Origin of the sequence: Frankia sp. R43 (genome assembly GCF_001306465.1) — a bacterium.
In the GTDB taxonomy this organism is placed as follows: domain Bacteria; phylum Actinomycetota; class Actinomycetes; order Frankiales; family Frankiaceae; genus Parafrankia; species Parafrankia irregularis.
This window is the reverse complement of sequence record NZ_LFCW01000003.1, coordinates 815,986-829,602: the sequence shown is the minus strand read 5'-3', so window position 1 is coordinate 829,602 and position 13,617 is coordinate 815,986. Positions and strand designations below refer to the sequence as shown.

Annotated in this window: 12 protein-coding genes; 6 read left to right on the top strand and 6 right to left on the bottom strand. The window is 71.4% G+C overall.

Going from position 1 to position 13,617, the window contains the following annotated elements:
- Nucleotides 1–82 precede the first annotated feature (82 nt).
- Nucleotides 83–1,006, bottom strand: a complete 924-nt coding sequence (locus tag ACG83_RS46070) for a DUF2637 domain-containing protein (RefSeq protein ID WP_200931327.1) — start codon at nt 1,004–1,006, stop codon at nt 83–85.
- A 123-nt stretch (nt 1,007–1,129) separates the two neighbouring features.
- Between ACG83_RS46070 and ACG83_RS16995 the strand changes: the two genes are divergently transcribed.
- Entirely contained in the window at nt 1,130–1,489 is a 360-nt protein-coding gene (locus tag ACG83_RS16995; RefSeq protein ID WP_235497979.1) for a carboxymuconolactone decarboxylase family protein, read from the top strand.
- Between the two features lie 59 nt (nt 1,490–1,548).
- On the opposite strand, the gene ACG83_RS16990 is transcribed toward ACG83_RS16995, so the two are convergent.
- The 3 genes from ACG83_RS16990 to ACG83_RS16980 form a co-directional block, all read right to left on the bottom strand.
- On the bottom strand, nt 1,549–2,403 hold the full coding sequence (locus ACG83_RS16990; RefSeq protein ID WP_152991406.1) for a hypothetical protein: 855 nt from the start codon (nt 2,401–2,403) through the stop codon (nt 1,549–1,551).
- Between the two features lie 434 nt (nt 2,404–2,837).
- A complete protein-coding gene (locus tag ACG83_RS16985) occupies nt 2,838–3,806 on the bottom strand; it encodes a zinc-binding dehydrogenase (RefSeq protein ID WP_054567121.1) in 969 nt (322 codons plus the stop codon).
- Nucleotides 3,794–5,212, bottom strand: coding sequence for a DHA2 family efflux MFS transporter permease subunit (locus ACG83_RS16980; protein ID WP_054567120.1), 1,419 nt, complete (start codon nt 5,210–5,212; stop codon nt 3,794–3,796). Before ACG83_RS16980 ends, ACG83_RS16985 begins: the two co-directional genes overlap by 13 nt.
- An 87-nt stretch (nt 5,213–5,299) precedes the next feature.
- On the opposite strand from ACG83_RS16980, the gene ACG83_RS16975 reads away from it, so the two are divergent.
- The 3 genes from ACG83_RS16975 (at nt 5,300) to ACG83_RS16965 (ending at nt 8,078) form a co-directional block, all read left to right on the top strand.
- Entirely contained in the window at nt 5,300–5,869 is a 570-nt protein-coding gene (locus ACG83_RS16975) for a MarR family winged helix-turn-helix transcriptional regulator (protein WP_054567119.1), read from the top strand.
- 50 nt (nt 5,870–5,919) lie between these two features.
- Nucleotides 5,920–7,527: an MFS transporter gene (locus ACG83_RS16970; protein ID WP_063793101.1), complete on the top strand. Its 1,608-nt coding sequence runs from the start codon at nt 5,920–5,922 to the stop codon at nt 7,525–7,527.
- A gap of 104 nt (nt 7,528–7,631) precedes the next feature.
- A complete protein-coding gene (locus tag ACG83_RS16965; protein ID WP_054567309.1) occupies nt 7,632–8,078 on the top strand; it encodes a peroxiredoxin in 447 nt (148 codons plus the stop codon).
- A gap of 82 nt (nt 8,079–8,160) precedes the next feature.
- Here the strand turns inward: ACG83_RS16965 and ACG83_RS16960 are convergent, their stop codons facing one another.
- Nucleotides 8,161–9,738 carry an MFS transporter gene (locus tag ACG83_RS16960; protein ID WP_083473300.1) on the bottom strand — a complete coding sequence of 526 codons (1,578 nt, stop codon included), beginning with the start codon at nt 9,736–9,738 and terminating at the stop codon, nt 8,161–8,163.
- Complete coding sequence (locus ACG83_RS16955) at nt 9,735–10,136, bottom strand: cupin domain-containing protein (RefSeq protein ID WP_054567118.1); 402 nt, start codon at nt 10,134–10,136, stop codon at nt 9,735–9,737. Before ACG83_RS16955 ends, ACG83_RS16960 begins: the two co-directional genes overlap by 4 nt.
- Before the next feature lie 237 nt (nt 10,137–10,373).
- Here ACG83_RS16955 and ACG83_RS16950 point away from each other — a divergent pair, with 237 nt between their 5' ends.
- Nucleotides 10,374–11,036 (top strand): TetR/AcrR family transcriptional regulator, encoded by a 663-nt coding sequence (locus ACG83_RS16950; RefSeq protein ID WP_054567117.1) that lies wholly within the window; start codon nt 10,374–10,376, stop codon nt 11,034–11,036.
- A gap of 142 nt (nt 11,037–11,178) precedes the next feature.
- The gene (locus ACG83_RS16945; protein ID WP_054567116.1) at nt 11,179–13,581 is read left to right on the top strand and encodes a protein kinase; all 2,403 of its coding nucleotides are present in this window, start codon (nt 11,179–11,181) and stop codon (nt 13,579–13,581) included.
- The last annotated feature ends 36 nt before the right edge of the window (nt 13,582–13,617 follow it).

Below are 13,617 nucleotides of genomic sequence, written 5' to 3'. Positions count from 1 at the left end.
CGTTCGGAGCGCCCCGCCGGAAATCCGACGGGGCGTCTTTCGTTTCAGGAGCTGGTGACGGCCTGGTGCGGGTGCGGGAGGGCTACGCCGCTACGGGCTGGTGAGCCGTCACAGGAGCCGTCTCGGCGGGGAGGACAGCGACCGGCGCGTCTGCGACGTCAGCCGTGACGTCAGCCTGAGCAGCACGCCAGGACGCCAGGTACCGGCGGGCAGTGTTCTCATGAAGCCCGACCAACGGCGCGTACGTCCTGATCAGTTCGGCGTCCGTCCTGGTGTCGTCTGCGGACACACCGTCGAGGTAAGCCGTGAACGCTGCCTTCTTGCTGGTCCTGGGCCTGTCGACCCGCGCCGTTGACGTCTTCCGGGTGATCTTCCGGGGCGTCGTGACGGGAGGCTTCGGCGCGTCTGCGGGTGCTTGCTCCGGCGCAGTCACAGGCACGTCTACAGCCACGGGAGCGGATACCGGAGCGGGCTCGACAACCGGAGCGTCAACCGGGGCGGACGGCTCAGACACTGGAGCATCCACCGGAGCAACCTCGACGACAGGCACGGTGACGGGTGCGGGCACAGTGACCGGCGCGGACTCTTCCAACGCGCGGATCCGGCCCCCGACTTCAACCAGGCAGACGGACGCCACCAGCACCAGCCCGTCAACCGAGATCGGGATCATGTGGGCACTCGTCGTGCTCTCCCCATAACGGGCTGCAACATCCGCCATGTGCCAGTACGACACCCACGCGGCGATACCAGCGACAGCCGACGTGCTCACCCAGCGAGCGACGCTCAGAAGGACGTGGTGAACAGGTACGCGGCTGATCAGCTCCACGGTGACGAGCAGAGCCACGGGAGGCCACGCGGCGATCGTCCGTCCGACGATGTTGGGTTCCGCATGCAAGACGTTCGCGGCGAGGGAAGCGAAGACGCCCAACGCGAGAGCGCCACGGACACCCCACCGGACTCGACGAAGCCGGGGGAGATCAGCCACCGGGGGCACCGGCGCGGGCACGGGGCTGACGTCTTCGGGCTGGACTGCTACGGGCGGATCCTTCGGTAGCTCAGGCGTTTCAGGGCGTGCGCGTCGTACACTGCCGATCATGGGGTGACCCTCCAGTCACTCCGCCCCCGGGGTCTGCCAGGACCAACCGGGGGCATCCTCACTTTAGTAAGTGATCAGCAGTTCGCCTGCGCGTTCTGCGTGGACCTGCACAGCCGCGACGCGCTCGCCGCCGGCGAATCCAGCCGGCGGCTGTTCTCCGTCGCCGCCTGGCACGAGTCACCGTTCTTCACCGAACGGGAACGGGCCGCCCTCGCCCTGACCGACGCCGTCACCCGGCTCGGCCCGGACGGTGTTCCCGACGACGTCTGGAACACCGTGACCAAGGTCTGGACCGAGCAGGAAGCCGCCAACCTCATCGTGGCCATCGCCACGATCAACGTGTGGAACCGCTTCGCGGTCACCACCCGAACCCCTCCACCCACCACCGTCTGACCGGTGGGCCGGCCGGCCGGTACCTCGAGGCGCAATGGAGACAGTGTCGAACGCCGGGGTCATCGCGGCTGATCCGGGCACTGGGCGCCGGCCGCGCCGAGGACACCGCAGAAGGTCCGCCGCTGCACCTGCCAGCCGGCCGCGGTCAGCACCGCCTCGCCGAGCAGGCCGTCCGCCCGCAGGTCGCCGCCGGTGACGTCGTACAGCAGTGCGGCGTGGCCGGGTTCGACGAAGAGGATCTCGCCGACGGTGACCGACCTGGTGGCGGTGACCTCCGGGCGGTCCCGCCGGAGCTGTTCGACGGTGCCGCGCAGCTCGGCGCCGCCGTCGACGGCGGCGAGCACCCGATCGAGGTCGATGGCGGTGAACGCGTCAGCGTAGGCGGCGCGGATCCGGGCCATGGCAGCCCGCGGATCCGCGGGCTCGGCCCCGGGCCAGCCCGCCTGCCCCGCCGGCCGTACCTTCAGCTGGTCGTATGCCCGCCCGTCGCCTGCCAATGTCACGTCAAGGGTGGTCGACAGATCCACCTCGTCGGGGTCGAGGTCGACCTCGCTGGTGGTGATGCCAAGGTCGGCGGTGCAGGTCTCGCCTTCGACCGTCTCGACCGAGATCCGCAGCGCGTGCGGATTCACGATCTCGATCTTCGCAGGCACGGCCGGGCACGAGGAGGAACCCAGCAGGCTCAGCGCCAGGACGCCGCCGGGGAGCAGCACCGCGGACGGCCGCGGCGTGCCGTCCTGGCTGGCCTGCGACGCCTCCCAGCGTGCGGCGACACTCTCCCGCAGGCGCTGGGCGAAGACCCGGTCCTCGCGGCCGTCGCGCTGGGCCAGCATGGGCAGCACCGCCAGGGCGACCAGCATCGCGGCCGCCGCACCGAGGGTCGGCAGCCAACCACCCCGTCGCCGAATCCACAAGGACCTCACGAACCCTTGGACGCACTGAGCCGCCGCCCGGTTCGCCCGCTCAGGGAACTCAGGAGGCGAGCCGCTCCGGAGCTCCGCCAGGACGGCAACGGTGAACCTCCCTTTTCGTCGACCGACGATGGCAGCATCGACGACCGCGGCATCGATTGTGCATCTGCAATTGCACCTGCCATTCCAGTCCTCCGGAAGGCCGCCACATGCAACGATTACTTTCGGTTAAGATTTGACCGGCGAATTGACACCCAGTGACACCCGAAAGGATCCACAGGTCAGCACACCGACCAGAGTAAAGCGTCGACCACTTACTATTCAATTACATTGAAATCAGCATCACTTTCGATTGCGACACGGCATCAGAGGCGTGATCTTTTGATCCGATCAACTAACCCTTGTCGGATCGAAAACTTTCGGAAATCACGGCTGGATCAGGTTGTCGTCAGCAGGGTCTTGCCGATCGCGGTGCGGGCTTCGATGGCGGCATGTGCCGCGGCGGCGGCCTCCAGCCGGAACGTCTGCCCGATCGTCGCTCGCAGGGTTCCGGCCGCGGTGAGCCGAAGCGCCTCGACTGCGAGGGCGAACATCTCTTCGCCGGTGGCGCCGATCGCGCCGATCGGCAGGATTGTGATGTGCCGCGCCGCGGCGTCGGCCTGGTCGATCCTGCCCCAGCGCCCGCCCGCGGCGCCGTGGGGCAGATAGCGTCCGCCGGGACGGACCAGCGGGAACAACGTCTCGGTGATCGTGGAACCGACGCCGTCGAAGACCACGTCCACGCCGTCGGGTGCCAGCCCGGCGAGCGTCCGTTCCCAGCCGGCGGCGCGGTAGCTCAGGGCGTGGTGGGCACCGAGAGCGCGCGCCTGGCCAAGTTTCGTGTCATCGCCGGCGAGCCCGATGACACGCGCGCCGCTGGCCGCGGCGAGCTGGACGAGAAGGCCACCGACTCCGCCGGCTGCCGCGGTCACCACGACGACCTCGCCGGCACCGGGGTGGGCGGCGCGCCGCAGCCCGAGCGCGGTGCGGCCGTCCGCGAGCACGGCGGTGGCCTCGTCGAGCGTCAGCTCCGCGGGGACACGGTGCAGGTCGCCCGCTCGGGCCAGGGCGGCGGAAGCGTAGCCGCCGCTGCCCCCGGTGGTTGTGACGACCCTCGCACCCAGCCAGGCCGGGTCGACGTCCGCGGCGGCGGCGTCGACGACACCCCCGACACCGTTGCCGAGGATCACCGGAAAGGTCACGCGGGGGCCGGGTGAGGTGCCGGCGCGCAGCTGGGTGTCGATGAAGGTGATGGCGGCGCGTTCCACCGCGACTCGGACCTGCCCGGGGCCCGGCTCCGGGTCGGGCAGTTCGACGGGGCGCAGCACTTCGGGGCCGCCGGGACGGTCTGCGATTACGGCACGCATGGCACACTCCTGGGATCTTCGACGGGACCTGGGCGCCTGGCCTGACGACCAGGCAGGAAGGCGGCCGGAACGAACGTCACCGCTGCGAATCCGAGAATCCACCAGAACGTGACGGCGAACGCGGCGCCGGACTCCGTCCCGGCCGCGGTGGTCTGGCTTTCGAGGATGAGCGCGACGACGACGGTGCCGAACGACGCGCCGAGCCGCTGCACGACGTTGGTCAGACTGGTTCCGCGGGCGAACGCGGCGGGTTCCAGGTCGCGGTAGCTCGCCGCCGAGACCGCGACGCCGAGTGACCCGATCCCGGCGCCGAGCAGGAAGATCGCCGCGGACAGCGTCGTGATGGCGGCGGCCGGGCCCGTCGACGCGATCAGGGCGACACCGGCGCAGGCGAGCACCACGCCGAGCACCGCGACCCCCCGGGGGCCGGTCCGGTCGACCCATCGCCCGATGACCGCGAGCGCGATCATCGTGCCGACTCCCTGGGGCACCAGGAGGAGGCCGACCTCGGTTTCGGAGAACCCGTGGACCCGCTGGTAGAACAACGGCAACAGCAACATGGGCCCGTACAGGCAGAGCCCGAACAGGAACATCGCCGTGGTGGCGGCCGCGAACGACCGCAGCCGCAGCAGGCCGACATCCACCAGTGCCCGGTGGCCGAGCCCGCGGGCGTGGAGCACGAAGACGCCCAGCAGGAGCAGACCCGCCGCGATCAGGACGCCGGGCGGGACGACCGTGTCGATCTCGCCGGGGACCGCGGAAAGCCCGGCGAGGATCGAGACCGCCGCCGAAGTCAGCAGGAGAACACCGATGCGGTCCAGGTGAGCGTGACTGTCGTCGGTGGCCACCCGGAGATACCGATGGGCCAGGAGGAGGGCGGCGACGCAGATCGGCACGTTGACGAGGAACAGCCAGCGCCAACCTCCCAGGCCCAGCAGCAGGCCGCCCAGAACAGGCCCGAGGATCGGGGCCAGCTGGCCGGGGATGCCGACCAGGCCCATGACCCGACCGATGCGCGCCGGACCGGCCGCCCGCGCGAGGATCGTCTGCACGAGTGGCAGGACCAGGCCGCCGCCCAGGCCCTGGACCACCCTGAACGCGATCAGGCTCTCGATCGACCAGGCCAGCGCGCACAGCACGGACCCGAGCAGAAAAATCGAGATCGCGCCCAGCCAGACGCGCCTGCCGCCCCACCGATCGACCAGCCAGCCCAGTAACGGGATCACCGACGTCATCGCGAGCAGATAGCCGCTCGTCGCCCACTGCGCCACCGCGACCGTCGTGTCGAAGGTTCGTGCGACGTCATCGAGGGCGATCGCGACGATCGTCGTGTCCAGCAACGCCGCCTGGGCGCCGAGCAGCAACACGGCCATCAGCCGAAGCAGGTCGCGATCCAGTGGTGGCACCCGGGACGAATCCAGGGAGGTTGTTGGCATGCCAACAATATGCACGAGATTTGTTGGCATGCCAACAGTGCGAGGTAGGCTGACACCATGGCGAAGGCGTCGCGCGGCGAGGATGCCGCGGCATCGCACCGCGAACCATCACCTCACGCGCCCCACACACGTCGCGCACCTCGCGCACCTCGCGCACCTCGCGAGCCGGGGCGGCGGCACGTCGGCACGACCATTGACGGCGCGCCGCTCGGCTCGCTGCTGCTGCAGACCATCCGGGTCCACGCCCGGCTGGGCGACGATCTGCTGAAGCGCGCCGGCGTGACGACCCCCCACGAGATCGTGGTGCTTTTCCTCGACGAGCACGGGCCCGTCCCCCAGACCGAGCTGGTGCACTACCTCGGTCGGGATCGATCGACGGTCACCGCGACGCTCCAGGCCATGGAACGCGCCGACCTCGTCGCCCGGACCCCGTCACCCGACGACCGGCGCACCATGATCGTCAGCCTCACCCCACGCGGCCGCGACCTCGCCCCCGCCGCCCGCGCGGCGTGGCACGAGCTCGAGCGCCACACCACCAGCCAGCTGACCGCCGCCGAGCAGGAGCAGCTCGTCGCCCTGCTCACCGTCGTCCGCGACGCGCTCGACGACATCGTGGATCGTCGGTAACAGGCCGAACCGACCAGGACGGAACCGACCAGGACCGGACCGGCCTGGCGGTGTCAGGAGCGTTTCGGGCCGCGCCGACCGCGCGGGCGCTACCGGTCGCCCACGGCTACCGTCAGCCCGTGAGGGCACCCGGGCCGGCCACCTACCCGTCGGCGGCGAGTCCGAACGTGGTGCTCGCCGTGATGTCGGCGTGCGTCGTCCTGGTCGTCGGCATGGTCGCCGCGGTCAACCTGGCGGTGCCCGACATCGCCGCCAGCGGCCTGCATCCGTCGGCGGCCGCGCTGCTGTGGATCGTCGACATGTACGTCATCGTCTTCGCCTGCCTGCTGATCCCCGCCGGTGCCGTCGGTGACCGCTTCGGGCGGCGGGGAACCCTGCTGGTGGGCCTCGCGGTGTTCGCGTTGGGCGGCGCGGTGTCCGCCGGCGCCCCGGTGGTCGCCGTCATGCTCGTCGGCCGGGCGGTCACCGGCGCCGCGGCGGCCTGCATCCTGACCAGCACGCTCGCCCTGATCATCAACGTGTTCCCGGTCGAGCGCCGGCAGGCGGCGGTCGGCACGTGGGCCGCCATGACGGGCGTCGGCGGCGTCGTCGGCAACGCCGCGGGTGGGCTGGCGGTACAGCTCGGTTCCTGGCGTGCCCTGTTCGCCGCCGTCGTCCCGATCGCGCTGCTCCTGCTGGTGCTGGCCGCGCGGACCACGCCGAATCCGCCCCGGCAGCCCCACCCGCTCGACGTCGCCGGCACGGTCGGCCTCACCGCGTCGTTCCTCGCCCTGCTGTACGGGATCATCGAGGGGCCCGACCGGGGCTGGGTGACCGTGCCGGTGCTCGGCGCCTTCACGTTCGCCGCGGCCGGCCTCACCGGCTGGACCTGGTACGAGCTGCGCCGGGCTCATCCGCTGCTGGACCCGCGGGTGTTCGCCATCCCCCGCCTGCGCGCGGCGACGCTCGGCATGCTGGTCGCCTTCTTCGGCCTGTACGCCCTGTTCTATGTCAACGCCCAGTACCTGCAGTACGGAAAGGGATACTCCGTACTGGTCGCCGGCCTCGGAATCGTTCCGATGGCGGTGGCGATGGTTGTCGTCGCCCAGGTGAGCGTCGGGCTTGGCGACCGGATCGGCCACCGTGCGGTCGCCGGGCTCGCCCTCGGATCGATCGTCGCCGGACTGCTCCTGCTCTCGACAGCTACTCCGGACACGCCCTACCGGCTCTACGTGATCTTTCTCCTCGTCGTCGCGGCCGGTTGCGGGCTCGCCCTTCCCGCGCTGTCGAACGGGATCGTGCACGCGTTGCCGCCCGCGAAGGCCGGGGTTGCCGCGGGCATCAACAGCACCGCCCGTGAGCTGGGCAGCGCACTCGGGGTCGCCGCCGTCGGAACCGTCATGGTCTCCCGCTTCACCGGTCAGCTACCCGCCGTCCTGCGCGATCCGGCCGGCGGCAGCACCCCGCGCACCGTCTCCGCGGCGCTCGCCCGGCTCGACGCAGAAGGCACCGGTGCCGGTGCCGGTGCCGTGCCGGACGCGCACGCGGCCGTCGTCCAGGCCTTCACCTCCGGGATGGACACCGGGTTGCGGGTGGTGGCCGTGATCGTGCTGGTCGCGGCCATCGCGGTCGTCACCTGGCATCCGTCCCGGAAAGCCCGCGAACCGGTGCGTAGGTGAAGGACTACCGTGTACGGATGAGGCCGTCATGCCGGCGGCCCTGGGCACGGAGCCGGTTCCGATACCGGCTCGGCGTCCAGCCCGAGGTGAGGAGCGCACAGATGCTGCGTGTCGGCGACACCGTGCCGGACTTCGAACTCCCCGACGAGACCAACACCCCGCGCCGGCTTTCCACGCTGCTGGCGGACGGCCCGGTCGTCCTGTTCTTCTACCCGGCGGCGATGACCAAGGGCTGCACCGCGGAAAGCTGCCACTTCCGGGACCTCGCGGCGGAGTTCGCCAAGGTCGGCGCGCAGCGGATCGGTATCAGCCCCGACACCGTCGCCAAGCAGAAGGAGTTCTCCGACAAGCACGCCTTCGACTATCCGCTGCTGTCGGACGCCGACGGTGTCGTGGCACGGATTTTCGGCGTGAAGCGGTCGATCGACCTGCTGCGGGTCAAGCGGGCCACCTTCGTGATCGGTACGGACCGGGTCATCATCGAGGCCATCAACAGTGAGCTGAACATGAACACGCACGCGGACAAGGCGCTGGCCGCGCTGGGCGGATAGGCAAGCTCGTCCACGGGACGTCCTGTTCCCGCGCTCCTTCGTCTCAGGCGGCTCCGCGGCACCCGCCGGTGGGCGCCGCCGGTCATACGTCCTGCTGGCTCGTCACCGGCGTGCGTGATCCAGCTGAACTGACCGGCAGTGCGAAGAACGCGAGTACGGCGGCCAGGCCGAGAAGCACGCCGCTGATGCCGACGGCCGTCGCGTACCCGGCGGCGAGAGCGGCAGGGCCGCCGCCGTCGTGCCGGCCGGTCACCCCTGTCGCCACGGTCGCCAGGGCCGCGAGGCCGATCGAGCCTCCGATCTGCCGGGAGCTGGTGATCAGCCCGGCGGCCATCCCCGCCTCGGCCGGGGCGACACCGACCGTCGCGGCCGATCCCATGGGCACCACACACAGGCCGATTCCGACGCTCGTCACGATCGAGGGCCCGAGGATGGACGTGAGGAAGCTCCCGTCTGCTCCGAGTGCCGCGGCGAACCAGCCGAACCCGACCGCGGCCAGTGCCCCGCCGACCGCCAGCAGGAGACGCCCCTCGATCCGGGCCGCCAGCCGGGATGCCGTGGTCGAACCGAGCAGCATGCCGGCGCAGAACGGTAGGAAGGCGCCCCCCGTGGCCACCGCCGAATAGTTCAGCACCTGCTGGAGGTAGAGCGAGACGAAGTAGAAGGCGGCGAACTGGCCGGAGAACAGAAGCAGCACGAACAGGTTGGCGACGACGACCGAGCGATGCGTGAACAGCCGCATTCGCAGCAGCGGCGCCGCCGCTCGGGTCTCGACCAGGGCGAAGGCCGCGAGCAGGACGACAGCCGCGGCGATGGTCAGCAACGTGGTCGCCGACCCCCAGGGGTGCGCGTCCGTGCGGATGACTCCGAGGACGAGTGCCGAGGTCCCGGCGGTGACCAGCAGCGCTCCGGCGACGTCCGGCCGCGGCGTGGGGGCGGCTTCCCTGCGGTCGGCGGAGACCTCTCCGCGGTCGGCGGGGACGCCGCGGCGGGCCGCGGCCAGCAGGAAGCCCACGACAGGCAGGTTGAGGAACAGCACGACCCGCCAGCCCGCCCACTGGGTCAACGCTCCTCCGGCGAGCACACCAACCGCGCCGCCGACGGCGGCGGCCGCCCCCCACAGCCCGAGCGCCCGGGCCCGCGCCGGCCCGGCGGGCACGTACACCGCGATGAGGGTGAAGGCGATGGGGGCGAGCACGGCCGCGCCGACACCCTGGGCGGCTCGGGCCGCGATGAGCTCCCCCGGCGTCCGGGCGAGCCCGCCGGCCAGGCTCGCCACGCCGAAGACGACGAGTCCGGCGAGCAGCGCCCGGCGCCTCCCGACCAGGTCACCGGTGCGGCCACCCAGCATGATCAGGCCGCCGAACGCCAGGGAGTACGCGTTGACCACCCAGGTCAGGCCCCCGGGACTGAAGTCGAGCGCGGACTGGATGTCCGGCAGCGCCACGTTCACCACGGAGGTGTCCAGCGCCACCATCGCCTGCACCAGCAACACGACCACGAGCAGCCACTGAAGGGTCCGCCCCGACAGGCCTTCCGGTGGCGCCGGGTCCGCCGGGTCCGCCGGGTCCGCCGGGTCCGCCGGGTCCGCCGGGTTCGCCGGGTTCGGCGGGTTCGGCGGAGCGGCAGGAGCGGTGGTCCGGGAGCCCGTTCCCGTCATGCCCGCCGCTCCAGCCGGGATCCGGAGCGCAGCGCGATGCTCATCAGGTCGCTCGGAGCATCCAGTTCGAATCGGTGCCAGCGCCCGCGCGGAACGACGAGCCCGGTCCCGGCAGCCAGGGTGACGACGGTCTGTGCGCCGTCCGCCTCCTCCGGCCGCACCGCGCCGACCAGCCCGACATTGATCCGGGCCCGTCCGGACAGCACGCACACGGCCTCGTCGCTTTCGGGATGCACCTCCCAGTGGTCACCGTGGACGTCCTGGTCGGTCTCCGCGTGTGTGACGGCGACGGTCCAGCCCTCGTCATCGGCGTCCATCCGCCGCGGCTCGACGGTGACGGTTCCGCCCGGGCGCAGGCGCAGCACGGCGGTGCGGAGATCGACAGGGATCAGGTCCATGAGAGCGGTCCTCCTGGGCGGGTGCGCGGATCTCCGGCCGGACGGCAAGGGGGCTGGGAATGCGCCGCCCCACCCTGCGGAGACTTTAGGAACATGTTCGAAAAGTAGCCCGCGCGACGATCAGGGTCGAGAGGCAACCGCGCAGCGTGATCCAGGACACACTCCGGGGGCGCCGTGCGGCCCGGGCATGATGAACCCGTGACAGCGGCAGAACCGTCGGCCCCGGCGCGCGGGCGTATGGGCCGCCCGCCCCGCACCTCCCGCGCGGAGATCATGACCGCCGCCCGTCGCCTGATCGACCGGGACGGCTGGGAGAAGCTGACCATGCGCCGGCTCGCCGCGGAGGCCGGCACCGCGTCAACGACGCTCTACCACCACGTTCGCGACAAGGACGACCTGCTCACGCAGCTCCTCGACGACTACGCGGCGGGCATGCCCCGTCCGGCCATGCCCGCCGACCCACGCGAACGCGTCATCACGGCCGCGACGGTCATCCGGGACACCCTGGCCGCCTGGCCGTGGGTCGTCAGCGTGCTCGTCCAGGACGATCAGGTGGGCCGGGCGGCGCTGTGGATGGTGGAGGCGCTGCTCGCCGGGGCCGTCGAGTGCGGATGCACGCCGGAGCAGGCCGTCGACCTGTACCGGACCATCTGGTACTACACCGCCGGCGAGGTACTCGTCCGCGCGAACCACGACCGTCAGCAGGCAGAGAAGCCCGGCACGACCCGGCGCGACGACCTCATCCGCGCGGTCGACGCCACCGAACTGCCGCACCTCGCGGCGCTCGCGGAGCGCTGGGCCACCCTGGCCAGCCGGGACACCTATGCCCTCGGCCTGCGCAGCCTCGTCGACGGATTCCTCCGGGCCCTGCCGGCGGACGGCGAACCCGATCACACGTAGAGCCCGTGCGGTCACGATCGCCGACCCGGCCCGTTTCCACGGGAAGGAGGCACCTCGTGGCGCTTCGTGGCGGACTATTACGCTCGGACCCGATGGCGCCTCATGGAGACGGTGTGCGACGACGGGCCCGGCGGGACGATCAATGATCGTCGACCGGGACCGGGTGGCGAAGGCCCTGCCTGGTTATGTTCTGGGTGAGCAGCTCGGGTCAGGGGCGTTCGGGCTGGTACTGGCGGGTACGCACCGGCAGATGGGCCGGCCGGTGGCCATCAAGGTGATGGAGGCCCGCGGCACCGCGGCGGCCGCGGCCGGTTTCGCCGCCGAGGCACGGGTGCTGGCCAGGCTGGATCATTCACACGTCGTGCGGGTCTACGACTATGTCGAGGACCACGGCCTGTGCATGGTCGTGATGGAGTTGCTCGCCGGCGGCACGCTGACCGAGCGGCGGGCGACGATGAGCCCCGAGGAGATCTGCGCGGCGGCGCTGGCGATCGCCGCGGCTCTCGAGCACGCGCACCGCCACAAGGTCCTGCACCGCGATATCAAGACCGACAACGTCATGTTCGCCGGTGACGGCACGCTCAAGGTCACCGATTTCGGCATCGCCAAACTGTTCGACGGGTCGGGGACGACCACCAGCGGCATCGCCGGCACCCCGGCCTACATGGCCCCGGAACAGATCGAGGGTGGCCAGCTGGGGCCGTGGACCGATCTGTACGCGCTGGGGATCGTGCTGTACAGCCTGTTCACCGGACGGCTGCCGTTCGATCCGAAGCTGCCGCTGCTGGCGTTGCTGGGCCGCCAGCTGAGCGAGCCACCGCCACCGATGACCGGTGTGGCCGCTCCGTTGGCCGAAGTGGTGTCACGCGCGCTGGCCAAGTCCCCCGCTGACCGCCCCCCGGACGCGGCCACGTTCGCGCTCGAGCTGGCGTCCGCTGCCACCGCCGTGTTCGGTGTCGGCTGGGCGGCGCGCGGGCGGTCGCCGCTGCATCTCGACGCGACGGTTCGGGCCGCCACCGAACGTCCGCCCGGGTGGGCGCACTGGGACTTCTTCATCTCCTACGCCAGCGCCGATCAGGACTGGGCGGACTGGGTCGCCTGGGTCCTGGAGACCGCCGGCTACCTGGTTCTGCTTCAGGCACGGGACGGCACCGCAGGGCCGCGATGGACCGCCGACGTGCGTGCCGGTGTCGGGCACTGTGCCCGCACCCTGGTCCTCCTCTCCGATTCCTACCTGGAGTCGGAGTTCGAGCAGGCCGGGTGGGGCACCGTGCGCGGCGCGGACGCGGTGACCCTCGCGCGGACGCTGGTGCAGGTGCGGGTCGAGAACTGTCCCCGCCCGGAGCTTCCCGGCACGATGCCAACTCTCGACCTGTTCAACAGCTCCGCCGAGGCGGCACGAACGTCGCTGTTGGAGCGGGCGACCGTCGCTCTGGCCGGGCGGGAGGATCGCGCGGGCCCAGGGGCGTCTGTCTCCCTCCCGCCGACCAGGGCGATCGTCGGGTTCGTGCCCCTGGTACCGCCCCGGCTGCCGGGCACGACCGTCGCGCCGCCGTTCCCGGCGGGGCCCGGACTCCCACCGCGGCATTCCTGGGACGACCCGCCGCCACCAGCCGCGATGCCGGCGGACGCGATGCCACCGGCCGCAATACCACCGGCGGCAGTACCACCGGCGGCAGTACCACCGGCGGCAGTACCACCGGCGGCGGAGTCTGGCCCGCCGGCGGCGGACAGCCAGGCCCCGGGGATGTCCGGGCTGGCGGCCGACGTCGTCCCGGGTGGTCCGGAGCCGTCGGCGGACAGTTCGGGCGCCAGGCCGCGGACCGGGCCGCGGAGCAGGCGGAGGCGGCGGCGACGGCGGCTGGGGCGCAGGGCCGCCGTCATCGGCGTCGTCGTGCTCGTGCTGACGGTCGTGGTGGGAGCGCTCGCGCTGTCCCGGTATCCCGGGAGGTCTCCCACTCATCCCGCGGCACGCGTCTCCCCCGCCGCCTCGGCCGACACCGAACTCACGGCCGAAACGCCCCGGTCGCCGTCGCCGGGGCCGAGCGGACCGGTCTCGCCGTCCACCGAGGCGACCATCTCGCCCAGCGCCTCCAGCACGTCCGCCACCTCGAGCGCCGGGCCGGCGAACACCGCCACGCAGTCCGCCGCCGCGCAGGCCGGCCCGCACCTGACCTCGTCCTCGATCAACGGGATCAACGGCGGCGACGACACGACACAGGTTCCGGGCTCCGAGGCGGACACCTACTGGGTGGGCGACAACGCGACCTGTTCCGCGTGGCTGTCCGACAACGGCTCCGGCGCACTCGCGGGAGTGCTCAACACGTCGCTGACCCAGTCCTGCGTCGCCGAACTTTTCCGCAGCGACGGAATCGCGTACACCTTCTCCGCGTCCTGGGGCGCCAGGAAGACGAACTTCGTTCCAGTCGCGGGATACACGATGTGGATCTGCGTGTGGCACGCGGATCTCCGGTCCAGCACCGAAATGTGCTCACCTCACTTCGGCATGCGCGGCACCATTCCGGCCAGGCAACCCGGCACCTGATTTTTCCGGATGGCCGTCCGGGTCATCAGAATTCCG